The following is a 26,715-nucleotide window of genomic DNA, read 5'->3' on the forward strand; positions in this document are numbered from 1 at the left end:
GGTTTTGTTTTAAACGCGCTTCAGAAAATGGCGTTCTCAATAGCCTTAATTGAAGCAGAATTAGTGGTTTTATCAGCAGATATTGGTTTGAATTTAACCATGAAGGATATGGATACGCGATTTCATTTTGTCTATGACGATCAAAGCCCCTCCTGAAATGACCTATTATCGATATATTATATTAAAGCATCGCGCATTTTTATTGTGTTTATCTTGGATGCTAAAGCTGAATGATTTTATTCGTGACGCTGATGCGAAGAAGCAGCCCCTGATTGGCATTTGTTTTGGGCACCAAATCATTGCGGATGCATTGGGTGGTGAAGTGGCTCGTTTTGATGGGGGGTGGGGTGTTGGCATTCATCGTTATCAACACATTGGGGAGGACAGTGCTGTACCTGCTAATGTAGCCTCTTTTGCGATTTGTGCTATGCATCAATATCAAGTGACGGTAAAGCCAGAGAGAGCTCGGGTGTTCGCCCAATCTGATTTTTGTGAAAATGCTGGGCTTCTTTATGATAACCATATTTTAACCCTGCAGGGTCACCCAGAGTTTAGTAAAGCTTATGAAGTGGCTCTAATTGAATCTCATAAATCCAATCCGGTTCCAGCCGATATTTCGGAGCAAGGTTTAGTAAGTGTAGACAAAGAGACTCTGGATTCGTCCGATGTTATGAAATGGATTACTGATTTCATCACGGCCGCGCACCAAGTACGAACCGCTTAATCTGCGGGTAAATCATTTTGTCATTAAAGCCCTTTTATATGAAGGGCTTTTTATTGTCTTGTATTTATCACCTTGTACTTTTAGCACCTTGTCTTTTAGCACCTTGTCTTTTAGCACCTTGTCTTTTAGCACCTTGTCTTTTAGCACCTTGTCTTTTAGCACCTTGTCTTTTAGTACCTTGTCTTTTAGTACCTTGTCTTTTAGTACCTTCAAGTTGTCACCGCTGTTATTTCCCTTCTGTTTGGTGTTTTGATTGCTTGGTTAGATGGTTTACAAGGAAACGATCACATTATTTGCGTCTTTACATATCCCAGACGGAAATGATTACTTGATTGGATTGTAAGTTTTTCTTATTTGGCTTTGAAAAAAAGTTATAAAAAATACTATAAATTATAAAAAGTCTATATTAATCAATTTCTTAAGTTTTTATTTTAGAGTTGGCACAGCCTTCGCAATAGAGATAGGGAACACAATGTAAACGAGAAAAATAACGTAGGGAGAATATTATGCTGTTCTGGACAGTCATGTTTTTAATCATCGCATTAATAGCGGGTGTACTGGGTTTTACTGGTGTTGCAGGCGCAGCGGCAGGGATCGCTAAAATTATTTTTTTCATTTTCATTGTTTTACTGCTTATTTCTTTGGTCTCAAATGCCATTCGTGGCAAATCACCGAGAAAGTAATCTAAACTAAACGGAGGTTATTTTAATGAATATTAAACGTGTACTACTACAAAGTGCTTTAGTCATGGTTGTTGCGGGTTCTTTAGCAGCATGTAGCGATGATTCGACGGACAGTACTGGTAAGAAAGTAGATGATGCTATGTCTAAAACTGGTACGAAAGTTGAGCAAACAATGGATAAAGCGGGCGATGCAATGGATGATGCCGGCGATAAGATTTCCAATAAAGCATCCGATGCCAGTGATGCAATGTCAGACACGGCAACTGATGCTGGAAATGCCATTGAAGATGCATGTGAGAAAGCAAAAGAAGGTGTTAACGCAGACGACACTGATTGCTAGTCGTTTGATAGATCCATCCTGCTCAGAAAGATTGAGCAGGATGGATGATGTTTTGGTTAGGCAATAATGGTTTTAAAATTTGAGTGATGTTTTAGTAGGATGATTAGGAGACATGACTGTGTTTCAGCCGCGGTATTATTTCTATCTAACAGTGGTACTCGCATTAATGGCGACATTCACTTCTAATGTCTATTTCAAGCTGGCGTTGGGGTGGTTTGCGCTGTCCTATTTTGCTGTTAGTTTGGCCTATTTACTTAATAACCCGACGATTTTTCGAAAGCGATCAGATGGTACTGTGCCTTTTTATATACGCTGGATTTTTCTGCCCTTTCTTTGGGTCACGCAGCTGTATAACACATGGCAACGACGTCATGATTCTGTGCCAGCATTGCAAAAAATAGACGAAGGTCTTTACCTTGCCCGTCGTTTATTTCCTTCTGATATACACGATCTAAAAAGCGAAAACATTGGCGCTATTCTTGATGTTACGGCTGAATTCACTTCACTGAATTGGACCTCGACTCAACAAAATGTCGACTATTTGAATGTCCCTATTCTTGATCATTCATTCCCTTCTAATATACAAATTTATAAAGCATTAAATTGGATTCATACGCACCGCAAAACAGGTCGCTCTGTGGTGATTCATTGTGCGCTAGGTCGAGGGCGATCGGTGTTCATGATGGCCGCGTATATGTTAAGTCAAAATGCGAAAGCAACACCTGATGAAGTGATGCAAAAGATACATGCCATCCGTCAAACCGCCCGTCTAAATAAACGCCAATTTAAAGCCTTAAAGCGAGTGTATGAAAATGCGTTATTAACCGTACGAAACACGGCTTGGCTAATTGCTAATCCGGTTGCGGGGAAACGCAAGTGGGACGATGAAAAGGCCTATATTCTCCGCTATCTTGCTCCTTATTATGATGTGACGGTAACAATGACGTCACCTGATGAAAATGGCACAGCCTGCGCAAAAAAGGCGCTTAAGGCCTCTCCAGATCTAGTCATTGCGTGCGGTGGTGATGGCACGGTTACTGAGGTAGCAACGGCCTTAATAGGAACTGATATTAAGCTAGGTATTATTCCATTTGGGACGGCCAACTCTTTAAGTCATGTGTTATTTGGTTCCTCATCTAAAATCGCTCCAATTGAAACGGCCTGTATCAACTTGATTGAAGGCTGCGAACAAAAAATCGACACAGCACAATGCAATGATGAAACGATGTTGTTAATGATAGGAGTTGGCTTTGAACAACAGATGATTGAAAAGGCTGATCGTGAAAAGAAAAACTCCAGTGGACAAATAGCCTATTTACAAGGGTTGCGAGATGCGATCAGTCAAAATGAAGTATATGAATTTAGCGTAACGCTAGATGATGACGTCGCTTTTGTTGTTAAAACGCCGAGCTTAACGGTCGCGAATGCCGCGCCTATAACGACCTTGCTAGCACAAGGCAGTGGAATACCAAATATTACTGATGGAGAGCTAGATCTGACTTGGCTGGACCCTGACCGTATTCAAGTTTTGAATCTAGCTGAGTTGGCTTTACTGGGGTTAGGGAGTGACCATCGTGAGAATATGTCTGACGGTACGACTAACAATACTACTTCAGGTATTTTTCACCGATCGGCGCGCAAAGTAAGGGTAGATATTAGTAGTGTGGGTAGATACGTGATTGATGGTGAAGTAAGAGAGGCCGATACCCTTGATATTATGCTTAAGCCTAAATCGCTTAATGTCATTGTGCCAGAATCCGCTCTAAATAATGCTTTAGAAGAAGACGCTGGCACAATGGAGGCAGAAAGGCTTGATGATTAATCAGTGGTATTGTCGTATTTGTCCAGTTTGTTGTAGAGCGTTTTAACACTAATACCCAATTGTTGTGCTGTGTCTGTTTTATTGCCAGCGTTTTCTTTTAGGGTTTCTGTGATCGCTATTTTTTCGATGTCATCAAGGCGCATACCAACAGGTACTTTGTTCTGATCATTGCCTTGTAACTCATCGCCGAGACTATTGATGATCAAGTGTTCGGGCTCTATGACTTCATTGGCAAGTATGTAGGCGCGCTCAATTGTGTGTTTTAGTTCACGAACATTGCCGGGCCAAGAATAGGTTTGGATTTTTTCTAGGCTGCTTTTCGATAGACTTTTCTGGGTTTTATCTTCTGCATTTCGGTAGGCCAAGAAATGCTGCGCTAAGCCGTAAGCATCGCCATCTCTATCTCGCAATGGTGGTACCGTAATTGGAAATTGAGCGAGGCGAAAATATAAATCTTCTCGAAAAGTTTCCTCTTTAATTGCGTCACCTAGAGAACGGTTAGTGGCAGCAATAATACGCGCGTCAGCTATTTTAACCGTTTGTCCGCCGACAGGTTTGTACTCACCACTTTCTAGCACACGGAGGAGTTTTACTTGATGTTCATAAGGCATTTCGGTGATTTCATCAAGAAACAAGGTGCCTCCTTTGGCTTGTTCAAAAACACCGTCATGGTCTTTGTAAGCACCGGTGAAGGAGCCTTTTACATGTCCGAACAGCTCACTGTCGATAAGCTCAGGGCTTAATGCTCCACAGTTTATCGCAATGAAAGGGGCTTCGGAGCGATCACTAAAAATATGCAGTGTATTGGCAACCAGCTCTTTGCCTGAACCACTTTCGCCAATAATAAAGGCGTTGGTGTTGGTCGCGGCAACTTTACGGATAGTTCGATAGAGAGAGTGCATCGCCACCGATGAGCCGACTAAATGGCCAAATTGATCCAGATGGCTAGTATTGTTTGATGATAATGACTTTATGTCGCTGAGCTCTAAAAAAGCCTCCTCTAAAGAGGATTCGATTAATGCATTATTAAAGGGCGCACGATAATGAAACCCCGCTCCTTTATGCATTAAATCGTCTAATAACGAATCTGGTTCTCCTTGGCTGAAGAAGAGAAATTCAATGCTTGATAAAAGATCGCTCTCTTGCAAAGCAAGGAATGAGCTCTTCTCTGAATTATCAACTTCGATTAGGGCGATTTGGCAGTGAGAATTTGTTAATTGTTCCAGCCAGCACTCATTTTGATTGCTTATCGTTAGCTCAAATTGTCGAACGCTTGGTAGAGACAATAGGGTAGAGGCCAATGATGGATCACGAGTGTGCATAAACAGCTTTGGTGATGACATATTCCTCTCCTTAATAATCGCGTCTTGTCATGAGTTATCCTGTAAAGGTGACAAGAGGGCTTGTAAATTCTTCCGATGATAGACGGATAGAAACGTTAGATCGCTGCGGTGGCACTATAAAATCATAGGTTTGCTGAGTTGGCATAGTCTTTGTAAGAGACTTTTCAGTAAACAGATTCGTTTTATAGGTTTTTTACACAATACATGCTTTTTTACGAGGAGATAAATCATGAAAAGTAATAAGAAGGCTAATGCTCAGACTTATTGTGATTCAGACACACTGCTCATTTGTGACATCCTCTCAATTAGTTTCGATGGCAGTGTCGCAAATACCCACCTCTATCAGCGGGCGATGAATACGACAGAGAAGCATGTCTTTCTGCAAATTTCTGCACAATATAAGAGCCTTTCCGATAGTTTGTTACAAGGAATGGCACCACTACTTAAAGACAGTGGGACGATGAATTTAGAAGCGGGGTATATTGCAAAAGCCTATTTGACCGCGCTTAAATCATCTGACAAAAATGCCCCTAATAGAGTTATGAGCGTGAATCGACAAGCATTAAAGCGAATCAAAAAAATGGTAAATAGCATGAAAAATCGTCTGTTTGCTAATTGGATTAGTAAACATCTTGCTTGGATCCAAATCACATTAGACTATGTTCAACACCGACGAGCGCAAGCCGTTAGTCGTTCGGCTTGTGCTTAGCGTTGCGTTCTTACCGCTTAATTAACGATTGCCTTCCACCATACGATAATCCAATGAGCCCGCAATGGATCCACCGTTTTCTGGTGTGTCTACTTTAAAGGAGGCTTGGCTCTTATTTATACTCGGGTCAATGACACTAACGACTTTATGATTCACTAATAATTGATAGTTTTCTGAATAAGTAATGCGAAGATCTTCAGAGTGTAGAGCGTCAAACAACAAGCTGTCTTTTAGGCGAATAGTACGGCTTTCGCCTCGTACCCATTGCCCAATTACTGGCTGTGTTTTAAAACTTGAATTAGGCAGTGTTACATTTGCTTTAGAAACGAAAATTTGAATAACATCGCCTGGTAGTCCTGATTTTTTACGACGATCTAGGCGCGTATCAACGGCATTAAGCAAAGTATCCACTTTACTATTGTAAGATTGTAGGTTGTTAATAGCGTCCGTGACAGCGAGTTGTGTAGTCAGGTCGTTTTTGTTAATCGACGGCATGCTTGGTGCAGAACCAGAGCGCGCATTTAATTCTGAGTATTGTGACTTTGCTAATGTGATCTGCTTGTCTAGCTTGCTTACTAACACATTAGAAATACTGGTTTTAACAGAAGAAGATGTTGTTTCTTGCTGAGTTTTTGGTGATTTTTGTTGTGTTTGTTCGGTTTCTGGTTGTGTTGGTTTATGTAAAATAGGTAAAGAACAGGCACTGATGAAAAGCGGCAAAAGATAAACGCCTACACGAAATAACAACATTGAATAATCCTAAGATTAGAGTTGGACATAATAGTCACTAGTATGCGGCATGGATCCTATGATGTCGAGATCTTGAGCTCAACATGAGCAAGTCCAATTCTATTAAAATGAATGTAAAACGATGGGTTAAGAGACTAAGTTTTACCTATTAAAGAGCAGGCGTGTTTTAGAAGGTTGAATTTGGGCGAAAGATGCTTTCTTAGTGCCATGTTTAGAAAGCATCTTTTTGTGGTTTTAAGCGTGGTTTTTTGTGAGTGATCTCTTATTTCTCAGCTTGGTTCCAGTGAATGCACTCATCGAGTGTTACGCCCTTGCCACCAAAGATATCTAGTGCGCTGCCAATGGTTAAATCCACATTGCCATTAGATAACTCATTAACGCGCTTTAAGTCATTCAGCGAACGGGCTCCACCGGCGTAGGTTACTGCCACAGGGCAACCTTGAGCGAGTAAACTGACAAGATCTTCATCAATCCCGCCTTGTAGGCCTTCTACGTCGGCGGCATGAATCAAAAATTCATCGCAGTGGTCAGCAAGTTCAATAAGGTTATCCATATTGATCTGTGTGGATGTCACTGTTTGCCAGCGATCTGTTGCTATATACCAACCATCTTTGGTGCGACGGCAGCTAAGGTCGAGAACTAAGCGATCAGTACCAGTTTCGCGTTTGATTTTATCCAGTCTATCCCAAGAGAACTCGCCATTCTCAAACAAATAGGAAGTGACAATAACATGAGATGCGCCTGCTTTAAGGTAGCTTTCTGCGTTATGAGTATTTACACCGCCCCCAAACTGTAAGCCATTAGGATAAGTTCTTAGTGCGCTCATTACTTCATCGTGATTGCCTTTTCCTAACGCAATAACATGGCCGCCAGTTAGGTTATGTTCACGGTATAGTGCTGCATAATGAGCAGCATCATAATCACTGATAAAGTTCTCTTTGGCGCCTTTGTCATTTAAGCTGCCACCGACGATTTGCTTTACTTTGCCTTGGTGTAAATCGATACAAGGACGGAACTGAGTCACAAAAAACTCCCTAATTAATCTGAGACAAGAGACGGATTGTAACTGATAATTTATCTTGAAACGATGGATCAAAGCAAAGGGCTCTCAAGACTGTTATAATCTGGGCTAGATTAGGCTGATGAGTATTCAAATTACCCCAATGTTAAAAATTTCTATTGCTGTTTCCATACCTGATAATGAGATGGAATTGACCGCGATCCGCGCCCAAGGTGCAGGAGGACAAAATGTTAATAAAGTGTCGTCTGCGATACACCTTCGATTCAATGTGGCTAATTCCTCATTACCTGCTTTTCATAAGGAGCGTCTTCTTGCTCTGAGCGATAGTCGTTTAACAAAAGAGGGTGACATTGTTATCAAGGCTCAACAGCATAGAACCCAAGAACTAAATCGAGAAGATGCTTTAGCGCGTTTGAAAGAGTTGATTTTAGATGCGATTAAAGTTCAAAAAGCACGTCGAGCAACGCAGCCTTCGCGTTCTTCACAAAAGAAGCGAGTCGACAAGAAAAAGCAAAAGGGTAAAATTAAAAGCCTACGCAAGAGTAATTGGGATTGAAGAAGCAAGGCGCTTAGCGTTGTGAATAGCGCGTTACTTCAATGCAAAATAACTAATTCGTGGCATACACTTTTTGCGGGTATTCTTTTAATAATTGGCTAATTAGTCCGCCTAATACCTCAAGGCCCTTTTCAATTTTATCTTCAGGGATTGCCGCAAACCCTAAGCGAATGTAATTTTGTGGCGAAGACGGCTGAGCAAAGAGACTGTCTCCAGATTCTACTAAGATGCTGTAGTTAGATGCGAAGCGAACTAGGTCAGCACTTTTTAGCGGTTTTGGTAATTTAATCCAAAAGCAAAAACTGCCTTGAGTTTCTGTAACCTGACATTGTTTTAGATGTTTTTTGAGCCCTTCTGACATTAAATTCCATTTTGTCTCATAAAGGATTTTCATGCGTCGCAAATGACTATCATAATACCCTTGGCTGATAAAGAGAGCGGCAACCGTCTGGTTATTGGCGGGCGGATGGCGATATTGCAAACGACGTAACTCTCTTAGTTCTTTGATTAATCCTGCATCGGCAACGAGATACCCTAATCTTAGTCCTGGAGATAGGGACTTAGACAAACTGCCGGCATAAATCACACGACCTTCTGTGTCCATACTTTTTAGAGAAGGAAGTGGTCGCTCATGGAAGTTCACTTCACTTTCGTAATCATCTTCCACAATAATGAAATCGTCTTTGGACGCTTGTGCTAATAGTTCGATGCGTCTTTCTAGTGGCATGGTTACCGTGGTTGGATACTGATGACTAGGTGTGACGCATACATAATGACAGTCACTTAACTGAGGGCCAGTGACGACACCTTTATCATCCAGCTCTAGAAAAGTGAGTTTGGAGCGTGCAGCATTAAAAATATGCCTTTGATCTGGATAACCTGGGTCTTCTAAACCAACTAGGGTGTCTTCATTGGTTAATAATCCAGCTAATAAAGAGAAGGAGTTTTGAGTTCCCATGGTGAGAAGTATTTGATCCGCATTAGCGGTAATGCCGCGCTTGGGCAAAATGTTTTGACGAATTTGACTGATTAGCTCTTTTGAGTCCACATCGACATAGTCTTCTATCCATTCATGTACATTGCCTCTGCTTTGAGCAATGCGAGTACATTCTCGCCACTGATAAAGAGGGAAGTGTGTTGGCTCAATTTGGCCATAAATGAAAGGATAAGAATACGTAATCCAGTTTTTATCTTTATGTAAAGTGTTAAAAGAAGAAGGGATTTTCTTAACCCTCTCGCTCCAATTTAGATCGCTATTCTGTGTTTTTTGTGGCGCTTGCACTGTTTCGGGGAGTGTATTCTCAGACAGTTCTGGGTTTACAAAGTAGCCACTGCGTTCTTTTGATATCAAAAATCGTTCATCAACTAAGCCTTCATACACCAGCATAACGGTATTTCGCGATACGCCTAAAAGCTGAGCCATCTTGCGGCTAGAGGGTAGATGAGACTCGCCAAAGTAATCTTTTTTAATTAAATCAACGAGCTTTTCCCTGATCTGCTGCTGGAAGCTTCTTCCTGATTGAAATTCCACATTAATTAAGCAGTCAGTCATTGTGTTTACCTTTTCTAGTTACGACTTTGTTTGTTAATGCTATTTAATGTTCCATGCAAAAATCGAGCCTGAAAATCTAGTTTTTCCTACTGGACCATCTATTTTAGAAATTGGCCCTATGGCTTTGTTGAACAGCCAAGTAACGTGTTTGCAAAGGGTTTAATCAGGCTGGTCTCAGATCTCTAGATCTGGAGCGAATGTAAGGAATAGAAAATGAATACACTAGACATTCGAGATGTATCGGTTGTTTACCCCGCCTCTCAAGGTGGGGAAGCAGTGACAGCATTGTCCGATATTAATTTGACAATTGAGCAAGGTGATTTGGTTGTTGCGCTGGGTGCTTCAGGGTGCGGTAAGACTACCTTGCTGAGTTTGATTGCGGGCTTTATTGCTCCAAGTAAAGGCTATTTAACACTGGGTGATAGTTCAATCAAAGGATATCCGAGGGTGGCTTGTGGTTTGGACCTTGGGGATGAGGTTATGGGGCCTGGTGCAGATCGTGGTGTCGTGTTTCAAAAGCATGCCTTACTGCCATGGCTAGATGTCATGGGTAACACGGAATTTGGCCTTAAGTTACAAGGAGTAGGAAAAGAAGAGCGTCGTAAAAAAGCCGCAGAATATCTTAAATTAGTCGGCTTAGAAGATTTTCATCATCATCGTGTGTATCAGCTTTCTGGTGGTATGCAGCAGCGTGTAGGTATTGCCAGAGCATTGGCGAATAACCCTGAAATGTTACTGCTTGATGAGCCATTAGGTGCTTTGGATGCCCTAACGCGAGAGTCCCTTCAAGAACTTTTATTAGATGTGTGGCAAGAAACAAACAAGATGATGTTTTTTATCACACACAGTGTGGATGAAGCACTGTTACTGGCTACTCGTCTTATCGTTATGTCTCCACGACCTGGACGTATTACTCATCAATTTGATCTGACTTTTAATAGAGAATTTCTGGAATGTCGTGATGCCCGAAAAGTGAAATCTAGTGAGGCATTTATCAAAACAAGAGAGCAAATTTTGTCAATTATTCACGGCGATGAAACGGATGGAAAAGGGGCTTAATATGAATACTGAATCTACCAAAGTCGTTGCTAAGTCGACATTAAAACCCACACAAAGTAATAGTAGAACAGAGCATTTAGCCGTCAAAGAATTCACCCCTTTGGTTCAAAAGCTGATTGCTTATGTAAAACTAAAAATTAGCAAACCATCAATAAAGAGCGGTGAATTTTACGGTGCACCAGGAGCGGGTGATAGCCGACTTATCTCAGTGTTTTCAACCATATTATTTATCTCTATTTGGGCGTTTGTGACTGAAATGGGGTTCATCGACCCTTTGTTTTTGCCATCACCGGTGGATGTGTTTGAGAAGTTTTTAGACATTGCTAACAATGGCTTTGCTGGCGCAACCTTGGTTCAGCATTTGTCTGCCAGTTTGACACGTATTTTTGGTGCATTTTTCTTTGCTTGTTTAATTGGTATCCCATTAGGGATCTTGATTGGCTGTAGCTATATTTTACGCGGTATTTTCGATCCTCTCATTGAGTTCTATCGCCCATTACCACCGTTGGCGTATTTGCCTTTGATCATCATTTGGTTAGGCATTGATGAGGGTAGTAAGGTAACTCTTATTTTCTTAGCCATGTTAGCACCTATTATTTTAAGTGCGCGTGCTGGCGTGACATCGGTGCGCATCGAGCAAATACAAGTCGCTTATTCGATGGGGGCTAGTCGCTGGCAGGTGATTACTCAAGTTATTGCAAAAGGTGCTTTACCAGACATTTTAACCGGTATGCGTATTGCCATTGGCTTTGGTTGGACCACTTTGGTCGCCGCGGAAATGGTCGCCGCTCAGCGAGGCATAGGTTTTATGGTGCTCAACGCGTCTGAATTCTTACGGACGGATGTCGTCATAGCAGGGATTATTGTTATCGGTGTGATTGCTTACTGTTTTGATTTGCTTATGCGTTATCTAGAGAAAAAACTCGTGCCATGGAAAGGACAAAATTAAAACTGGAACTCATTAAAATACTTAAATATCACTTAAGGAATAACTATGAAATTTATTAAAAAAATAGGGTTACTGGTTGGCGCGATGGCGATTTCGTTCAGCGCGATGTCAGAAGAAATTAGCATTGGTTATCAAGGTATCTTTAATCCTTATAAGCAGGTTATTGATCAAAAAATGCTTGAGAAACAACTTGGTGTAACCATCAAATGGCGCCGCTTTGATTCGGGTGCAAAAGCCATGACAGCACTAGCGTCTGGTAGTTTGGACATCACTACAGCGGGTTCTAGTCCTATTGCAGCCGCGGTTAGTAATGGTGTGCATGCTGAGCTTTTTTGGATACTAGAGAATATTGGTGATGCTGAAGCTATGGTGGTTCGCGATGGTTCAAACATCGTAAAACCTTCAGATCTAAAAGGTAAAACCATTGCAGTGCCTTTTGTTTCAACCACACACTTTCATACAATGTTTGCTTTAGAGCAGTTTGGAATTAAGCCAAGCGAAGTAAAATTACTGAATATGCAACCCAGTGCGATTGCCGCTGCTTGGCGTCGAGGTGACATTGATGCAGCCTTCATTTGGGATCCAGTTCTTGGACAAATCAAAAAAAGCGGCCATGTGCTGATTACCTCTAAGACTTTGAGCTCTTGGGGCAAGCCAACATTTGATGGGCTTGTTGCGAACAAGAAATTTGCAGGAACACATAAAAAATTCTTAGTGGATTTTGTTAAAATTCTAGCGTCCGTTGATAAAGAATATAATGACAACAAAGACAGCTTTACTGTTAATAGCCCAATGGCTAAATCTATCAGTAAAGTAACTGGTGGCGATTTGAGTACAGTGCCTGGTGTTATGGCGTTGTATGAATACCCAACACTGAAAGAGCAAGCCTCTTGTACGTGGTTAGGTTGTGGTGATAAAAGTGGCGCTGTTGCTTCACTTAAAGCCACATCAAAATTTCTGCTTGATCAGAAAAAAATCAGTGGTTTAAAAGACAACTATGCAGAATTTGTTAATTCTGAATACGTGGAAGCTGCATTGAAATAAACGCATGTGACCCAGTGTTTTCTAAAAAGCCAATGCTATAGACAATATAGCATTGGCTTTTCTGTGTCTGCGTCTATACCTATAACCTTCTTGTAAGTGATTATTTCAAATTTAGGTAAGACACTAAATAGCCGAGTATTTGAACGTCACATAGCGCTGAGCGTTTTAACAAACCCAACGACAGCAACAATAACCATCAGTGGCAGTGAAATAGCTTTGAAAGAAGCGGGTGGTTTTTTATTAAAAAAGAACTGACCAATTTTGACGCCAATAAGCGTTGGAATAAGCAGAGAAGCCAAATAAAGATAAATGTCATCATTTGAAGGCTGGCTTAGTGCTAAACCAATCAATGCGGCGAATTCACTTGCGATAAAGAAGAGGATCATAGTCGCGCGTTGGCTGCGTACATCTAATGGACTAGAAAGAATGTAGTACAGAACCATAGGGCCACCGATAGAAGCGCTTGACGTACCGACTCCGGATGCGACACCGGTAATAAATTTTTTCGCGAAAGAATCATTTTGTGAAGCTTTCGCTTTTTTTATTAATAATAGAACCAAGACTAAAACAAAGGAGCAAATGAAAAGCTTTAGCCAAGTAGCAGGAAGGAAATAGAGTAATAGTAATCCAATAGGAATACCTACTATAGAGCCTGTGACGAGGGCCTTGAAGGTACTAAAATGAGCGTGTTTTACCGCCTCCCTTATTAGGGTGATGCTACAAATGAAATCCAAAGCTAAAACGATAGGAACGCTTTTGACGGGGTCTAAAAATAGATTCAAGCCAACCACAGCGATCACTGCAAAACCAAAGCCTGAATAACCTCTGATAATGCCAGCGAAAAACACGATAGGAATCAAATAGGCTAAATTTTCCATATTAATAGGCTCTCAAAAATCAAATAGTGAGAGAGTATCGCAGCTCTTTCTGCTTTCTCACTAGAGCCAGTTAGCACTCTACATAGCGCCAGGCTCTAGTTTATATAAACTGGCACTATTGATTACCTTTGTTGGTTCTAAAGCCTACGTCAAGCATGGTCTAAGCTGGATTTATTGATTTTTTTGATAAACCAAATTTACGGAGAAGCCTATGTCTGTCGTTGATAATGAAACCATAGAACGAGATCGCAAGCATGTGTGGCACCACCTTAGTCAACATAGTGTACTGACATCACAAGACCCTATGATAATGGTCAAAGGTGAAGGCTCTCGTGTATGGGATATTAAAGGCAATTCTTATCTAGATGCTTCTGCTGGTGGCGTGTGGTGTGTGAATGTAGGCTATGGACGAACCTCTATTGGGGATGCGATTCGTGATCAGGTCTGTAAAATAAATTTCTTTGCCAGTACCGCAGGAACCATTCCTGGGGCTATATTTGCTGAAAAATTGATCAGTAAAATGCCCGGTATGAGCCGTGTTTATTATGCTAGCTCAGGTTCTGAAGCGAATGAAAAAGCGTTTAAAATTGTGCGTCAAATATCTCACAAAAAATATGGCGGTAAAAAATACAAAATTCTATATCGCGAGCGTGATTATCATGGTTCAACCATTGCAACGTTAAGCGCAACAGGCCAAGAAGAACGACGTGATCAATATGGACCTTTTGTGCCTGGGTTTGTTGAGTTTCCTCATTGCTGTGAGTATCGGAGCCAATTTGGTGACGTAGATAACTATGGTGAACTTGCTGCACTTGAATTAGAAAAAGCGATTCTGCGTGAAGGGGCTGATACCGTTGGTGCTGTGATTTTAGAGCCTATTACTGCGGGTGGTGGCGTGATTACACCACCAGAAGGTTATTGGCCAAAAATCATGGAAATCTGTAAAAAATACAATGTACTTTTGCATATTGATGAAGTTGTTTGTGGTCTGGGTCGAACAGGTGAGTGGTTTGGTTATCAGCATTACGGCATAAAGCCTGACATAGTGACCTTGGCGAAAGGCGTCGCCTCAAGCTATGCAGCCATATCGTGTACGGTTACCACAGAAGCTGTGTTTAATGAATTTCTTGGTGAAAGCAGCGATAAAGATGTCTATTTTAGGGATATTAGTACCTACGCCGGTTGTACTGGTGGTCCTGCTGCCGCGATTGAAAATATGCGCATTATTGAAGACGAAGATTTGGTAACGAACAGTGCTGTAATGGGAAAATACCTTCTTGAGGGTTTAGATCGTCTAAAAGAGAAGTTTGACATCATTGGTGATGTACGCGGTAAAGGCTTGTTGTTAGGGATTGAATTAGTCAGTGATCGACAAGCAAAAACACCAGTACCTGAGCAAGTGGCCGCGAAGGTTGCCGGTATGTGTATGCAAAAAGGTCTTATCATCGGAAGAACAAATCGTTCTTTTGAAAAGTTTAACAACACGCTTTGTTTGTGCCCAGTACTGACTCTAAACCAAACGGAAGCTGATTTTATTTTGTCTACATTAGACGCTGTTTTTACTGAACTACCTGCTTAAGAACCACAGTTAAACGAGGTGCGATGTTCCCCCCACATCGTGCCTTTTTTTATGCTTAAAATGTCTCTTACCTTTTCCACCTTACTTTTCCTTCTTTACCCATAGCCTTTAGCCGGTGCAATTCGCTTGCTCAGTATTTACAGTTTTCTTCATCGTTTCACCATAACCTTCATCGTTTCACCATAAGTTATTCAGAATTATCTAAGTGAGCCGCGATCGGTTTTTGTTATCGCCCAAAGGTATCGCTCAAGTGCTCTAAGGTATTTTTTAAGCGTGCTAAGCAGCATATTACTTGTCGCTTTAGCACTGTTGCAAAGAGTCCATAAACGATATTGGTCTTGAATTTTTGTGAAATAAAGAGAATGAAAGAGACAGTAAGATTTTATGTAGTTCGGTCAACTTAGTGTAATCAAGTGTATAGAAGTTATAAGTTAAGTTTAATTATGAAATTTTGTTTAATTTTATTTAGCGTCATTTTGTTGATTTTTTGTGAAATTGTTTACTTGTTGTTTATTTGTGTAAACTTAAAATAGATTTTGTAACCATTTGTTTTCATATGTTTTTTTCTTGAATTCTGTACGTTTGTTTAGTTTTTATTGGTTTTATTTATGTGATTAATTTTTTTTTATTGTTTTTTTATAAATTACAAATACCTATTTCTGAATGTTCTAAACAAATAGAAACGTACTAAACAGATTTTTATTATCTAGGATTCATCACGTGTTAGCGAGATGGCTAAAAGGAATTAACAGTAATGAAAAAACGAATTGGTTATTTATTGTTTTTCTGTGCTTTTAATGCATATTGCAGTGATAATGTTAATTTAACTTTATCTGGGTATATTCCTGAGAAGTGCGGGTTTACAGCTGTTAATAATAACTTAATTCTTTCATCTGATGGTTTCGCTAACACTGAGCTAGTGATTGATTGTAATTCTCCTATGCGAGTATCTATGCAATCTATAAACGGTGGTTTACGCCGCCAGCATAGTACAAAAGTAAATGACTATAATGTAAAACTGTCTATCTTAGATGAAAATTACAGTAAAACTGTATCTTCACAAAATCTTAAAAGAACACAGGCATTTAACGTTAATGACATTTTATTTAAAAGCGTAGCAAAATTACAACTTAAACTGGTTAAGCCTTTAATCTATGCGGGAAATTATCAGGATATTTTACGTATAGAAATGACACCGTCAGCCGTTTCGGGTGGAGTGTGGTAGATCGTTAATTTTTATATACATACATATTAAACAAGGAATATTAAGATGAAAAAGTTAATCATGTTATCAGCAATCGCAGCATTGACTTCAGGCGCAGCACTTGCAGGAACCTTTCAAGTTTCTGGTAGTAACCCTTCTGTTTGTGAAGCAACCACGTCTCTAAATGCAGTAAGTTTTCCAGTATTGCAACAAGGTAAAACTAGTAACATTCCTTTCACTTTGCGTTGTAATGATGCAGATGGCGCGACTGTTTCACTTACTTCTTCAGAAGGTCAATTAGAAACTACAGACGGTCAAGATGCAACAGGTGTTGGTTATTCTGCTAAACTTTCAGCAGCTCCATATAACTTTACCTTGACAGCTCTAAGCGGTGTTAATAATCAAGTAGCAAAAGAAACCCATTCAGGTTCACCTGCATTGGCAGCCGGCGGCGTTGCTGGAAACATTCTTCTAACTGTTCTAACAAATCCAATATATGCTGGTAGTTATAACGATGACTTAATGTTGACTGTTGAAGCAAACTAATATCTAAACGAAAAAAGGCAGTATCATACTGCCTTTTTTATTAGTAAGGATTTATATGCGATTAATTATTCTATTTCTTTTTGTTTTTAGCTCTTATTCAGTATTTGCATTTCAAGTACGTCCTATGGTATCTGATATACAGCCAATGGGCAGTAAATCACAAGAAACTATACAAGTATCAAATACCTCAAAAAATCCTTTAACCATAGATGTTGCTGCATATGATTTATTGATAGATAAAAGTGGGCAGGAAAAATTAAAAGAAAATGACAATGATTTTTTAATCATCCCTTTAACCAGTGTGATTGCTCCAGGTAAGAGTCAATCAATAATCGTGCGTTATATAGGAGATCCTCTATTGTCATCTTCTAAAGCATACCGTATTGCAATCAATCAAGTTCATGTTGATTTAGGAAAAGCACAAGGGTCAGGTATTGGTTTGGCTATGAGCTTTAGAACCTTGCTGAATGTTGTTCCAGATAAGGCAGAAGCAAAATTGATTATAAAAAACAAAGAGCAATTTAAAAAAGGAATTTGGAGTGTTTCTCTAGAAAATAAAGGTAATAAATACATTCGCTTATCAAAAGCGAAATGGACAATAAAGAGTAAAGGCAAAACACTTTCACTAGAAGGAAATAACTTAAGTCGTGCATTGACAGGAAAACTTCTTCTTCCAAATTCAACACGTACGGTTTATATAAAAATACCTTCAGAATTTAATGCTAGTGATAGCAAGTTAGCAGTGGCTATATAATGTTTAAGTTAATTGGGGTGATTTTATTTGCTTTTATTATTTCTGTGGCACCATCTGCGTACGCTATAGAAGTCACCCCAATGGTGGTTACATTTTCACCTCAGGATACGACAAGAACGCCTTTTAGTGTGATTTATAATCAACTACCTCGTGATGTTGCTTTTAATATTCAAGTCTATGATGTTAAATTTGATAAAACTGGTAAATCTAAACCTACCTTGGTTCCTCTAGACAACTCTCCTCTATGGGTGTTTCCTCCTTCATTGTATTTGAAAGCGGGAACAAGTCAGAGAATACAGTTTCGATGGATTGGTAAAACGATGCCAACAGAAGACAAGACCTACCAGGTTAGTTTAATTGAACAGCCTATTGAAAATACATCTACAAATAAAACATCTAAATTAACGATTTTACTTGATGTTAATTTGATTGTTCATCTTAACCAAAATAAATTCAAGCCTGATGTAAAGGTAGAAAAAACGTATTCAAAAAACGGTGATCTTTATGCCACTATTCTTAATAGCGGCCCTGGATCTAGTAGATTAAGTGATTATGACAGTACCATTTTTGAAAATGGTAAAACTTTAAAAAACTTTAAAAAGCAAGAACTAAAATCTCAAGGCTATGATGTTTTCTTTCCACCATACAGTGCTATGGATGTGAAAATTCCATTTTCAAAATCATTAAAGAAAAACAAAAATAATGAGTTGACGTTAAAATTGATGGAATGAAGATGAAAAATATTATATTTCCTGCCATCATTTTTTTTTCCATCATTTTTTTTCCAAGTTTTGTTTTTGCAAAAATAAATCCATCTAATCATAATATCGAGTTGAGTGTTGATACTGAATTAAATAAAGCGGCTATAGGGCAGATGTCATTAGTGGTTAAGCCTGATGATAGTTTATTGCTTAAGTGGAGTGAAATTGAACCTAAGCTTGAAAAGCTTCTTTACCCTAAGACATTGGATTTGCTAGAGAAAAAAGTTAAAAATGATCTGATTTCAGAAAAGGATCTAAAGAATTCAGGTTTTGCCGTCGATTTTGATTTGAGTAATTTCAATTTAAAAATATCCGCACCAATAAGCCTAATGCGCCCTCAAGTCTTAAGTTTAAAAGATAGCCAAGATGGCCTGAAAGCTTTAAACCCAACTGAATTTAGTGGTTTTTTAAATCTCTATTCTAGTTACTTTTACCAAAAAGATAACCTTGATGACACAGATGATAAAGATCTGGCGCTTCGTTCAGAAATGGTTATGAATATGAATGGGTGGGTGCTAGAAAATGAGAATGAATATTCGTCAAATACGACAGATGATGGGTCTAGTGTTAAACGTTTAGGAACAAGGTTGATTCATGATCTGCCTTTAAAAGGTGCTCGAATTTCTATTGGCGATAATTATGCATATGGTAGTTATTTTCAATCAAGCAATAGGATACTAGGTGTTTCAATTGCTCATGACTTCTCATTAGTATCAGATAGGACTATTCGTCCAAGTGCTTCCAGAAGTTTTACATTGAGCACACCATCGACGGTTGAGGTTATGGTCGATAATCAAGTTGTCAAAAGACTCAACTTATCTTCAGGGGTGTATTCATTAAATGATATTCCATTGAACGAAGGTACTAATAATATAACATTACGAATCACTGATAATGTAGGTGTCGTCAAATATGTTAAGTTTGGAGTCACAACAGGGTTAGATTTATTCTCAAAAGGGGAGTTGAAATATGAACTTCATGTTGGTGTTCCGGCCGAATTAAACACTAAATTAGTATACGATTATAATGACCCTTTAATAAGCGGTTACCTTAATTATGGTTTAGCACCAGACTGGACTATTGGAGTAAATTCACAAGCAGATCAATATTTACAACAATTTGGTTTTAAAAATATTTATGCCTCTAGTATTGGCCAACTTTCTTTCGAAAATGCTATTAGTTTTAGTGATAAAACAGGGCAGGCTTATCGAGTGGTATACAGTAGTTTCACGGATAACAGTCCTAAGCATAAATCATTTAGTCTTGGTTACGAATATTCAACCCAATTTTTCAGATCGCTCGGGTATCGTCCAGGGTCAGATGATAGTTTTCAGCGAACTGAACATATGCTACAAGCCAATTATTCTTTCTCAAGTACACCTAATTTTCAAACAACGTTGTCTGCAAGTGCATCTAAAATATACGATCAAAATGGATTTAATAACTCTATTGGTGTGAATTTTTCGCATGATACGGACAATGGGCAAGTTCTTTATAATTTTGGTGGACAAGTAAATCAAGACGATGGTAATCCTGATTGGAGTGTTAATTTAGCCGTGACATACAAATTTAATGATACAGAACGACTAAAATTATCACATCAAACTGAACATGACAGAACTCGATTAGAATATACGGACAATGGAGATTTGCGTTATGTTGGGGCATATAGTGTAAGAGCGGGAGTTGAGCAAAATGATCAAGATAAAGCTCAGCTTAATTTGAATGCCCAATACAATGCCAATCGATTCTTAGCGAGCGTCGATCAGGAAAGCTACTATGAACAACTTAATTCTCAATCTGCAACTCATGCAACACGAGTAAGTCTTTCAACTAGCTTAGCTTTTGCAGGAGGGGATTGGGGAATAGGTAAACCAATTTATGATAGTTTTGCTTTGGTAAAAGGTCACCCAAGTTTGGAAGGTAAAAAAATTACACTAGGTCAATTTAATGACCAATATAGAGCAAGTAACGATGCTTTAGATACGATTGTGTTAAGCGATATTCCTTCGTATAACAAGTCAAATGTCGCAGTCGATGTGGCTGACTTAGCTCCAGGGTACGATATTGGTTCAGGCCTTCTTTCTTTTTATCCTTCTTACCATAGTGGCTATGCCATTACGGTAGGATCAGATGCGAATACTTCTATTCTTGCAACCTTATTGGATAAGAAAAATAAACCTATATCCATGCAAGTTGGGACTGCTGTGTGCTCTACAGACAGTGTCAAAAAAGAAAATGTATTCTTTACTAATAAATCAGGTCGGTTTGCTCTTACAGGACTGAAACCCTGTTTATATGATTTCACATTGAAAAACCCTGAAAAATCAAAATTCCAAATTGATGTTGAAAAGGGCCAGCAATTACAAAGAAAAGGAAAAATTTATGTACACTAAAAACATAGGTATTCTTTTAAGTAGCTTGGTGTTTGTTTTTTTATCGCAAGCTGCTCAGGCAGGATGCAATGCGAAGATAAATAATATTAAAAATATTTATGATGATTTCGGAAGTTATCAAGCAGAGCAGCAGAGTGATGCCAAAAAACGTCTTAATATTTCTGTGTCAGATATTAAGAACTGTCAATTGCATCTTCTTATCTCTACAACAAATCTGAATCAATTGAAGGGGCAGTTTCAGGCAGTACCTTATTATATTAAAAGTGATACTCAGCAAAAAATCAGCTCATCGATGACACGTATAAATTTGGTCGGATCGTCTGCTAATGTTGATTTATTAATACCATCAGGCACTCCCGTTAAAGCGGGTGAATACAGTGATACACTTAAAATTAAGCTATATGATGAGAGTAATAAACTATTAGATGAAAGACAATTTGATATTCAAGAGAACATTCAACCTAGTACTAGTCTTTCAATACTTGGATATAATGCCGATTCTAATAGTGTGAATTTAGGTGTGTTAGTCTCAGGTAAGGAATACAACATGTTACCTACTTTGAAGGTGGTTACGAACTCTGATGTTAAATTGAGCGTCAGTTCAGAAAATAAAGGTAAGTTATTACATGAGATTTATAAGAAACAATACTTTATTGATTATCTTTTAAATATAGATGGGAAAAATGTTGATTTGGCTAATGGATACCAAAGGAAATTTTCTTATTCAGGAAGAACCGTTTTTTTATTAAAACTAAAATTACGACTAGAGCAGTTTAATAGACAAGCTGCTGGAGAATATTCAGATACGATAAGGTTTCATGTTAGTCCTCTTAACTATTGATATTTTTTAAGTTATTTTTGCACCAGATTCTTGCTTGTTGTTTATTTTTAACTTCGATTTTTTGATATATTTTATGCAAATGTACGCGAACCGTTGCCTCGCTAATAAATAAGCTGTCTGCCATTGCGCTGCACTCAAGCCCAGAAAAGAGCAAGTTTAATACTTTAAGTTCTTTATGCGTTAAATTATTAGACTTCAATATGGTTTGCTGTTCATTTTCGAGCATCTTACGCATCCAACAATCCGTTACTGCTCTAGGAAACCATAGTTCTCCTCTATCGATTGCTTCAAAGCCTTTTTGGAAAAGTGCTTGATCTGCGCCTTCATAAAATACGCCTTTCAAATTAGGCCAGCCCTTTAATTCTAATGTATCGCTGTCTTTTGGAACGTCAAAAATGACTAAACCTTGATGTTGATGTTCTTGCATGAATTGGTTAATAAATTCATAATTTGTTATGCCATTCAATGTCTTATAATTAACCACTAATAAATTATAATGAGTAACGACATAGAGAAGTGGGCTACAATTTTTAGGGCTTAAAAAATCGAAGTCTTTGATGGTTGAGTCTACAACAGTCATATATATCTACCTTGATAATTATCATTTTTATTATGACACAATTGTACATTTTATATACATTACAATACATCTATTTACTAATTTATGACCGAGTTTTCAATATCTAATCTTATTGATTAATTTTTCTGTAAATAACTAAAGAGTTAATAAAAAATAATAATCGGTTTATTTCTATAAAATTTTCAATGTTAATAGTGACTTATAAAAAAAACGCTCCCTATTTGCATAGAGAGCGTCTTTTTTATTCTTTTTTAGTCTATTGAAAGCTTTTTACTTCTTTGCTTTCCAGTCAAATTTTTCAAAAGCACTATCAACGGGGGTTTCTGCTAGGTGGTTTGTATAGTTGCTCATTACTTTTTGTGCTAATCCAAGCACAATGTCGAGCATTTGACGGTGAGTGTAGCCAGCGTCAAAGAATCGTGTCATTTCTTCTTGAGTTAACACTCCACGACCACGGGTCATAGAAAGTGTTGTTTCATGCAATACCTGTAATTTTTCCGTTGGCATTGCTTCTTGATTGCGCAGCGCTTCTGTTATTGCAGGGTCAACTTTCATCATATTCGCAATGGCTGTGTGTGCAGGAACACAATAATGACATTCGTGTTCTACATTAATTGTTTGCCAAACAACAGTCAGTTCTTCTGCATTAAACGATGATTCAGAAAAAAGTTTATGAAGGACTTGATAGCCTTCAAGCAGGCCAGGTGCTTCTGCCATAACCGCATGTAAATTGGGTAGGAATCCATTTGCTTTTATAGAGCCTTCAACTAGGGATTTGCTGGCTTCAGGGGCAGTGTCTAGAGTGTGAATAGTAAATTCGCTCATTTTGTATCCTATTTAATGTTGTATGAATTAGTAACTTGCTTTGTCGTGTCGTTTTTCTATAAAACGAATAATAAGTGGTTTTGAACGTTCGTTCAAGTTAAAATTGAACAATCGTTCAAATATCTTAATGTTGGAAGTCAAAAAATGAGAAAAAATGCCAAGTTTGACCGTGATCAGGTTGTTGATAAAGCCACGAATTTGTATTGGGAAAAAGGCTTTCATGCGACATCAATGCGTAACTTACAAGATGTGATTGATATGCGACCGGGTAGTATTTACGCAACATTTGGCAGTAAAGAAGGTTTATTCAAAGAAGCTTTAATGCGATATACACAACAGGGCGTGACAGCTTTGCACTTATGTCGTAATGAAACTCAATCGCCGCTTGAAGCGCTTAAACGGTTTGTGAAAGAAATTGTTATTGATACGCAAACGGCTGCCCCTAATGGCATGTGTATGTTGGCAAAAACGGTGGCGGAATTAACGGATAGCAATAGAGACTTATTAGAAGAAGCAAAGCGTTCGCTCAAAATATTAGAAACAGAATTTGAAAAACTGATTATAGAGGCTCAAGAGCACGGTGAAGTGGCGAAAGATAAAGTCGCAGGGCAGCTCGCTCGTCATCTTCAAATACAAATCTCGGGCTTACGGATTTATGCAAAAACCTATGGAGATGAGGCGCCACTCGATCAGTTGGTTGAAGATATTTTTACCCATTATCCATTCTAGCGATGTGTTTTTGCTTCGAATATCAACCGTATATCAACGTGAGCAGATTTTTTAGAACTTATGAAACAACTATTTAACAATTTACCCTAGTGGTTTGATCTAAATCTATAAAATCGTTACCAGAGCAACTCTGTCGCTTTCTCTCTCTTTATCTTGATCTAACGCAATGTTTCAGTCTGCAACCTCACTCATAATTCATGCTTATAGTTAGCTCCAGGGGCTGGAGCGGCGGCGGACGTAAAACAACAAGAGCATTTAAGTGCCTGTGAACGTCTTTTCTGAATCAAGTGAATGGGTTGAAGTCATTATGATCAATGAAACGGTAGTGGACTTATCGAGGTTCCAGTTTGCTCTAACTGCTCTGTACCACTTTTTGTTTATTCCTTTAACACTCGGGTTGTCTTTTATACTTGCAATTATGGAGTCGGTTTACGTTATTACCGGCAAGCAAGTTTATAAAGACATGGTGAAATTTTGGGGTAAGTTGTTTGGTATTAACTTTGCCTTGGGTGTATCGACAGGTCTTACCATGGAATTCCAGTTTGGTACGAACTGGGCGTATTTCTCGCATTATGTGGGCGATATCTTTGGTGCGCCATTGGCGATCGAAGGTTTAATGGCCTTCTTCTTAGAATCTACCTTAGTAGGTTTGTTCTTCTTCGGTTGGGAGCGTCTGAGTAAAGTCAAGCATTTGGCGGTTACTTGGTTGGTAGCTTTCGCGTCTAACATGTCGGCGTTATGGATTTTGATTGCCAACGGATGGATGCAAAACCCAGTAGGTTCTCAGTTCAACTACGAAACCATGCGTATGGAGTTGGTGGACTTTAGTGCTTTGTTATTTAACCCAGTGGCTCAGGTGAAATTCGTTCATACTGTGTCAGCGGGTTACTGTACTGGCGCTATGTTCGTATTGGCTATCTCAAGTTACTACCTACTTAAAGGTCGTGATTTGCCATTTGCTCGTCGTTCTTTTGCGATTGCTTCTGCTTTCGGATTAGCCGCGACAATGAGTGTTATTGTGCTAGGTGACGCTTCTGGTTATGAAATAGGGGATGTTCAAAAAGTTAAATTGGCTGCCATCGAGGCAGAATGGGACACACAAAAAGCGCCCGCTGATTTTACTTTGATCGGTTTCCCGAATCAGAAAATAGAAAAAACGGAATACGCGATTAAAATCCCAGGTGCTCTTGGCTTGATTGCAACCCGCTCCTTAGATGAAAAAGTAGAAGGCATCAAGGATCTTAAAGCGCAAAATCGTCAACGTATTATTAACGGTATCTACGCAAACCAGCTACTCAAAAAATTACGTGATGGTTCAACTGATCCTCAAGTGAAAGCCAACTTTGAAAAAGTGAAGGGTGATTTGGGCTACGGCTTATTAGTTAAAGCCTTCACTAATGACATGGACCACGTTACGGCGAAACAACTTGATCAAGCGGTGAATTACAGTATTCCTAATGTGGCTCCGATCTTTTGGTCATTCCGTGTAATGGTCGGTATGGGCTGCTTAATGTTACTTATCTTTGCCGTTGCTTTTTACCAAAACGCGCGCCGTCGCATTGGTCAAAATCGCTGGTTCCTAAAGGTTATCCTGTTTAGTTTGCCAGTACCTTGGATTGCCTGTGAAGCAGGTTGGATTGTGGCTGAATACGGTCGTCAACCCTGGGCGATTGGTGAAATATTGCCTGTTAACTTGGCTGTATCTGGGCTAACCGCAACAGATCTTTGGATCACTATTATTGGTATTATACTTCTGTATACCGCTTTCTTAATCGCAGAAATGTACCTGATGATTCGCTTCTCCAAACAAGGTCCTTCTAGTTTGCACACCGGTCGTTATGCGCTTGAAAACGAAACGGATCAGATAAAATCTCAGGAGATTTAAAATGGATTATGATGTATTAAAATTAGTTTGGTGGGCTTTAATCGGTGTTCTACTGATAGGCTTTGCTATCACTGATGGTTTTGATATGGGTGTCGGTAGTTTGGTCAATATTATCACTCGTGATGATAGTGAACGCCGTGTCATGATCAACTCCATGGCGCCTCATTGGGATGGTAACCAAGTATGGTTTATCACCGCAGGCGGTGCTTTATTCGCGGCTTGGCCTATCGTCTATGCGACGTCTTTTTCTGGCTTTTATTTAGCCATGATTCTGACATTAGCAGCCATGTGGTTTCGTCCAATTGGTTTCGATTATCGTTCTAAAATAGATTCACCTCGCTGGAAAAGAAACTGGGATTTATGCATTGGTTTTGGTTCTATTGTTCCACCTATTATTTTTGGTGTGGCATTTGGCAACATACTCCAAGGTGTTCCGTTTCAGTTCGATGAGTATTTACGTGTAGATTACACTGGGTCTTTCTTTGCTTTGCTAAACCCATACGCCATTCTTTGTGGGTTAGTTAGCTTGATGATGATTGTTACTCAAGGTGGTTCTTGGTTGCAGATGAAGACAGAAGGCGATTTGCTACTTCGTGTTCGTAAAGCGACGACCATCAGTGCGATTCTAGGTGCGGTGTTATTTGTTCTTGCCGGTGTTTGGTTGGCTTATGGCATTCAAGGGTATGTTATTACCAGCGCCATTGATGGCAATCAAGTGTTGACGCCGCTAATGAAAACCGTCGTTATGCAGCCGGGTGCTTGGTTAGCTAATTACAGTAAGGTGCCGTTATTAATGCTTGCTCCTGTCATTGGTGTACTGGGCTTGTTGGTGGCGGCTTTTGCTAGTCGTATCAATAAAGGTGGCTTAGCGTTCCTAGGTTCCTCATTAGCGATTGCAGGTATTATTGTGACAGCCGGTGGGTCTATGTTCCCATTCCTAATGCCATCGTCTACTTTTCCAAGCATGAGTTTGACTATGTGGGATGCGACTTCTAGCCAGCATACATTGCAGATCATGTTTATTGCAGCGTGTATCTTCGTACCGATTATCTTGTGCTACACAGCGTGGTGTTACTACGTAATGTTTGGCCGTATCAGCAAAGAACATATCGAGAACAACGCACATTCTCTTTATTAAGCTAATTTATTAAGGATGAGGCGCTTTATTAGCGCCTCACGAAGGAG

27 protein-coding genes are annotated in these 26,715 nt (G+C 39.3%); 19 read left to right on the top strand and 8 right to left on the bottom strand.

What is annotated here, in order from left to right:
* Nucleotides 1-133 precede the first annotated feature (133 nt).
* Nucleotides 134-724 carry a type 1 glutamine amidotransferase gene (locus tag E0D70_RS01005; RefSeq protein ID WP_133010623.1) on the top strand — a complete coding sequence of 197 codons (591 nt, stop codon included), beginning with the start codon at nt 134-136 and terminating at the stop codon, nt 722-724.
* 12 nt (nt 725-736) lie between these two features.
* Here E0D70_RS01005 and E0D70_RS17460 read toward each other — a convergent pair whose 3' ends face one another.
* On the bottom strand, nt 737-937 hold the full coding sequence (locus E0D70_RS17460; protein ID WP_165942843.1) for a hypothetical protein: 201 nt from the start codon (nt 935-937) through the stop codon (nt 737-739).
* 293 nt (nt 938-1,230) lie between these two features.
* On the opposite strand from E0D70_RS17460, the gene E0D70_RS01015 reads away from it, so the two are divergent.
* From E0D70_RS01015 to E0D70_RS01025, 3 genes are all read left to right on the top strand, one after another.
* Nucleotides 1,231-1,407 (top strand): DUF1328 family protein, encoded by a 177-nt coding sequence (locus E0D70_RS01015; protein WP_133010398.1) that lies wholly within the window; start codon nt 1,231-1,233, stop codon nt 1,405-1,407.
* A gap of 25 nt (nt 1,408-1,432) precedes the next feature.
* Nucleotides 1,433-1,747 carry a hypothetical protein gene (locus E0D70_RS01020; protein WP_133010399.1) on the top strand — a complete coding sequence of 105 codons (315 nt, stop codon included), beginning with the start codon at nt 1,433-1,435 and terminating at the stop codon, nt 1,745-1,747.
* Between the two features lie 118 nt (nt 1,748-1,865).
* The gene (locus E0D70_RS01025) at nt 1,866-3,569 is read left to right on the top strand and encodes a diacylglycerol kinase family protein (RefSeq protein ID WP_240536919.1); all 1,704 of its coding nucleotides are present in this window, start codon (nt 1,866-1,868) and stop codon (nt 3,567-3,569) included.
* On the opposite strand, the gene E0D70_RS01030 is transcribed toward E0D70_RS01025, so the two are convergent.
* Complete coding sequence (locus tag E0D70_RS01030) at nt 3,566-4,912, bottom strand: sigma-54 interaction domain-containing protein (RefSeq protein ID WP_133010401.1); 1,347 nt, start codon at nt 4,910-4,912, stop codon at nt 3,566-3,568. The genes E0D70_RS01025 and E0D70_RS01030 overlap by 4 nt on opposite strands.
* Before the next feature lie 229 nt (nt 4,913-5,141).
* Between E0D70_RS01030 and E0D70_RS01035 the strand changes: the two genes are divergently transcribed.
* Entirely contained in the window at nt 5,142-5,621 is a 480-nt protein-coding gene (locus E0D70_RS01035; RefSeq protein ID WP_133010402.1) for a hypothetical protein, read from the top strand.
* A 21-nt stretch (nt 5,622-5,642) separates the two neighbouring features.
* On the opposite strand, the gene E0D70_RS01040 is transcribed toward E0D70_RS01035, so the two are convergent.
* Entirely contained in the window at nt 5,643-6,371 is a 729-nt protein-coding gene (locus E0D70_RS01040) for a hypothetical protein (protein ID WP_133010403.1), read from the bottom strand.
* A 262-nt stretch (nt 6,372-6,633) separates the two neighbouring features.
* The gene (hisA, locus tag E0D70_RS01045; protein WP_133010404.1) at nt 6,634-7,395 is read right to left on the bottom strand and encodes a phosphoribosylformimino-5-aminoimidazole carboxamide ribotide isomerase; all 762 of its coding nucleotides are present in this window, start codon (nt 7,393-7,395) and stop codon (nt 6,634-6,636) included.
* Between the two features lie 139 nt (nt 7,396-7,534).
* On the opposite strand from hisA, the gene arfB reads away from it, so the two are divergent.
* Nucleotides 7,535-7,948 carry an alternative ribosome rescue aminoacyl-tRNA hydrolase ArfB gene (gene arfB, locus E0D70_RS01050; protein ID WP_133010624.1) on the top strand — a complete coding sequence of 138 codons (414 nt, stop codon included), beginning with the start codon at nt 7,535-7,537 and terminating at the stop codon, nt 7,946-7,948.
* Nucleotides 7,949-8,000: 52 nt separating this feature from the next.
* On the opposite strand, the gene pdxR is transcribed toward arfB, so the two are convergent.
* A complete protein-coding gene (gene pdxR, locus E0D70_RS01055; RefSeq protein WP_133010405.1) occupies nt 8,001-9,500 on the bottom strand; it encodes a MocR-like pyridoxine biosynthesis transcription factor PdxR in 1,500 nt (499 codons plus the stop codon).
* Between the two features lie 213 nt (nt 9,501-9,713).
* On the opposite strand from pdxR, the gene E0D70_RS01060 reads away from it, so the two are divergent.
* From E0D70_RS01060 to tauA, 3 genes are read left to right on the top strand one after another with little or no spacing between them, the layout of a single operon-like run.
* A complete protein-coding gene (locus E0D70_RS01060) occupies nt 9,714-10,559 on the top strand; it encodes a taurine ABC transporter ATP-binding protein (protein ID WP_133010406.1) in 846 nt (281 codons plus the stop codon).
* A gap of 1 nt (nt 10,560) precedes the next feature.
* Nucleotides 10,561-11,508 (top strand): ABC transporter permease subunit, encoded by a 948-nt coding sequence (locus E0D70_RS01065; protein ID WP_133010407.1) that lies wholly within the window; start codon nt 10,561-10,563, stop codon nt 11,506-11,508.
* A 45-nt stretch (nt 11,509-11,553) separates the two neighbouring features.
* The gene (tauA, locus tag E0D70_RS01070) at nt 11,554-12,552 is read left to right on the top strand and encodes a taurine ABC transporter substrate-binding protein (protein ID WP_133010408.1); all 999 of its coding nucleotides are present in this window, start codon (nt 11,554-11,556) and stop codon (nt 12,550-12,552) included.
* A 146-nt stretch (nt 12,553-12,698) separates the two neighbouring features.
* On the opposite strand, the gene E0D70_RS01075 is transcribed toward tauA, so the two are convergent.
* Nucleotides 12,699-13,430: a sulfite exporter TauE/SafE family protein gene (locus E0D70_RS01075; protein ID WP_133010409.1), complete on the bottom strand. Its 732-nt coding sequence runs from the start codon at nt 13,428-13,430 to the stop codon at nt 12,699-12,701.
* Between the two features lie 211 nt (nt 13,431-13,641).
* On the opposite strand from E0D70_RS01075, the gene E0D70_RS01080 reads away from it, so the two are divergent.
* From E0D70_RS01080 to E0D70_RS01110, 7 genes are all read left to right on the top strand, one after another.
* Nucleotides 13,642-15,009 (top strand): aminotransferase family protein, encoded by a 1,368-nt coding sequence (locus E0D70_RS01080; protein WP_133010410.1) that lies wholly within the window; start codon nt 13,642-13,644, stop codon nt 15,007-15,009.
* Between the two features lie 754 nt (nt 15,010-15,763).
* Nucleotides 15,764-16,234 (top strand): hypothetical protein, encoded by a 471-nt coding sequence (locus tag E0D70_RS01085; RefSeq protein ID WP_133010411.1) that lies wholly within the window; start codon nt 15,764-15,766, stop codon nt 16,232-16,234.
* 45 nt (nt 16,235-16,279) lie between these two features.
* Entirely contained in the window at nt 16,280-16,759 is a 480-nt protein-coding gene (locus E0D70_RS01090; RefSeq protein ID WP_133010412.1) for a hypothetical protein, read from the top strand.
* A gap of 55 nt (nt 16,760-16,814) precedes the next feature.
* Complete coding sequence (locus E0D70_RS01095) at nt 16,815-17,513, top strand: fimbria/pilus periplasmic chaperone (protein ID WP_133010413.1); 699 nt, start codon at nt 16,815-16,817, stop codon at nt 17,511-17,513.
* Nucleotides 17,513-18,244 carry a fimbrial biogenesis chaperone gene (locus E0D70_RS01100; RefSeq protein ID WP_133010414.1) on the top strand — a complete coding sequence of 244 codons (732 nt, stop codon included), beginning with the start codon at nt 17,513-17,515 and terminating at the stop codon, nt 18,242-18,244. Before E0D70_RS01095 ends, E0D70_RS01100 begins: the two co-directional genes overlap by 1 nt.
* Before the next feature lie 2 nt (nt 18,245-18,246).
* Nucleotides 18,247-20,670, top strand: coding sequence for a fimbria/pilus outer membrane usher protein (locus E0D70_RS01105; protein ID WP_133010415.1), 2,424 nt, complete (start codon nt 18,247-18,249; stop codon nt 20,668-20,670).
* On the top strand, nt 20,660-21,511 hold the full coding sequence (locus E0D70_RS01110) for a hypothetical protein (protein WP_133010416.1): 852 nt from the start codon (nt 20,660-20,662) through the stop codon (nt 21,509-21,511). Before E0D70_RS01105 ends, E0D70_RS01110 begins: the two co-directional genes overlap by 11 nt.
* On the opposite strand, the gene E0D70_RS01115 is transcribed toward E0D70_RS01110, so the two are convergent.
* Entirely contained in the window at nt 21,501-22,091 is a 591-nt protein-coding gene (locus E0D70_RS01115) for a LuxR C-terminal-related transcriptional regulator (RefSeq protein ID WP_133010417.1), read from the bottom strand. The two genes, E0D70_RS01110 and E0D70_RS01115, sit on opposite strands and share 11 nt — an antisense overlap.
* Nucleotides 22,092-22,361: 270 nt before the next feature.
* A complete protein-coding gene (locus E0D70_RS01120; protein WP_133010418.1) occupies nt 22,362-22,916 on the bottom strand; it encodes a carboxymuconolactone decarboxylase family protein in 555 nt (184 codons plus the stop codon).
* Between the two features lie 144 nt (nt 22,917-23,060).
* Between E0D70_RS01120 and E0D70_RS01125 the strand changes: the two genes are divergently transcribed.
* The 3 genes from E0D70_RS01125 to cydB all read left to right on the top strand — a co-directional run bounded on the left by E0D70_RS01125 (nt 23,061) and on the right by cydB (nt 26,668).
* Nucleotides 23,061-23,645 (top strand): TetR/AcrR family transcriptional regulator, encoded by a 585-nt coding sequence (locus tag E0D70_RS01125; RefSeq protein WP_133010419.1) that lies wholly within the window; start codon nt 23,061-23,063, stop codon nt 23,643-23,645.
* Between the two features lie 307 nt (nt 23,646-23,952).
* Nucleotides 23,953-25,530, top strand: a complete 1,578-nt coding sequence (locus tag E0D70_RS01130; RefSeq protein WP_133010625.1) for a cytochrome ubiquinol oxidase subunit I — start codon at nt 23,953-23,955, stop codon at nt 25,528-25,530.
* A gap of 1 nt (nt 25,531) precedes the next feature.
* Entirely contained in the window at nt 25,532-26,668 is a 1,137-nt protein-coding gene (cydB, locus tag E0D70_RS01135) for a cytochrome d ubiquinol oxidase subunit II (RefSeq protein WP_133010420.1), read from the top strand.
* Nucleotides 26,669-26,715: the final 47 nt, after the last annotated feature.

The sequence above is a fragment of the Marinomonas flavescens genome, from assembly GCF_004352835.1.
GTDB classification, from domain to species: Bacteria; Pseudomonadota; Gammaproteobacteria; order Pseudomonadales; family Marinomonadaceae; genus Marinomonas; species Marinomonas flavescens.

What these genes read in the sequence shown, in the direction of transcription:
- E0D70_RS01005 (WP_133010623.1), top strand. Translation starts at nt 134, where the DNA reads ATGACGATCAAAGCCCCTCCTGAAATGACCTATTATCGATATATTATA.
- E0D70_RS01015 (WP_133010398.1), top strand. Translation starts at nt 1,231, where the DNA reads ATGCTGTTCTGGACAGTCATGTTTTTAATCATCGCATTAATAGCGGGT.
- E0D70_RS01020 (WP_133010399.1), top strand. Translation starts at nt 1,433, where the DNA reads ATGAATATTAAACGTGTACTACTACAAAGTGCTTTAGTCATGGTTGTT.
- E0D70_RS01030 (WP_133010401.1), bottom strand. Translation starts at nt 4,912, where the DNA reads ATGTCATCACCAAAGCTGTTTATGCACACTCGTGATCCATCATTGGCC.
- E0D70_RS01035 (WP_133010402.1), top strand. Translation starts at nt 5,142, where the DNA reads ATGAAAAGTAATAAGAAGGCTAATGCTCAGACTTATTGTGATTCAGAC.
- E0D70_RS01040 (WP_133010403.1), bottom strand. Translation starts at nt 6,371, where the DNA reads ATGTTGTTATTTCGTGTAGGCGTTTATCTTTTGCCGCTTTTCATCAGT.
- arfB (WP_133010624.1), top strand. Translation starts at nt 7,535, where the DNA reads ATGTTAAAAATTTCTATTGCTGTTTCCATACCTGATAATGAGATGGAA.
- pdxR (WP_133010405.1), bottom strand. Translation starts at nt 9,500, where the DNA reads ATGACTGACTGCTTAATTAATGTGGAATTTCAATCAGGAAGAAGCTTC.
- E0D70_RS01060 (WP_133010406.1), top strand. Translation starts at nt 9,714, where the DNA reads ATGAATACACTAGACATTCGAGATGTATCGGTTGTTTACCCCGCCTCT.
- E0D70_RS01065 (WP_133010407.1), top strand. Translation starts at nt 10,561, where the DNA reads ATGAATACTGAATCTACCAAAGTCGTTGCTAAGTCGACATTAAAACCC.
- tauA (WP_133010408.1), top strand. Translation starts at nt 11,554, where the DNA reads ATGAAATTTATTAAAAAAATAGGGTTACTGGTTGGCGCGATGGCGATT.
- E0D70_RS01075 (WP_133010409.1), bottom strand. Translation starts at nt 13,430, where the DNA reads ATGGAAAATTTAGCCTATTTGATTCCTATCGTGTTTTTCGCTGGCATT.
- E0D70_RS01080 (WP_133010410.1), top strand. Translation starts at nt 13,642, where the DNA reads ATGTCTGTCGTTGATAATGAAACCATAGAACGAGATCGCAAGCATGTG.
- E0D70_RS01085 (WP_133010411.1), top strand. Translation starts at nt 15,764, where the DNA reads ATGAAAAAACGAATTGGTTATTTATTGTTTTTCTGTGCTTTTAATGCA.
- E0D70_RS01090 (WP_133010412.1), top strand. Translation starts at nt 16,280, where the DNA reads ATGAAAAAGTTAATCATGTTATCAGCAATCGCAGCATTGACTTCAGGC.
- E0D70_RS01095 (WP_133010413.1), top strand. Translation starts at nt 16,815, where the DNA reads ATGCGATTAATTATTCTATTTCTTTTTGTTTTTAGCTCTTATTCAGTA.
- E0D70_RS01100 (WP_133010414.1), top strand. Translation starts at nt 17,513, where the DNA reads ATGTTTAAGTTAATTGGGGTGATTTTATTTGCTTTTATTATTTCTGTG.
- E0D70_RS01105 (WP_133010415.1), top strand. Translation starts at nt 18,247, where the DNA reads ATGAAAAATATTATATTTCCTGCCATCATTTTTTTTTCCATCATTTTT.
- E0D70_RS01110 (WP_133010416.1), top strand. Translation starts at nt 20,660, where the DNA reads ATGTACACTAAAAACATAGGTATTCTTTTAAGTAGCTTGGTGTTTGTT.
- E0D70_RS01115 (WP_133010417.1), bottom strand. Translation starts at nt 22,091, where the DNA reads ATGACTGTTGTAGACTCAACCATCAAAGACTTCGATTTTTTAAGCCCT.
- E0D70_RS01120 (WP_133010418.1), bottom strand. Translation starts at nt 22,916, where the DNA reads ATGAGCGAATTTACTATTCACACTCTAGACACTGCCCCTGAAGCCAGC.
- E0D70_RS01125 (WP_133010419.1), top strand. Translation starts at nt 23,061, where the DNA reads ATGAGAAAAAATGCCAAGTTTGACCGTGATCAGGTTGTTGATAAAGCC.
- E0D70_RS01130 (WP_133010625.1), top strand. Translation starts at nt 23,953, where the DNA reads ATGATCAATGAAACGGTAGTGGACTTATCGAGGTTCCAGTTTGCTCTA.
- cydB (WP_133010420.1), top strand. Translation starts at nt 25,532, where the DNA reads ATGGATTATGATGTATTAAAATTAGTTTGGTGGGCTTTAATCGGTGTT.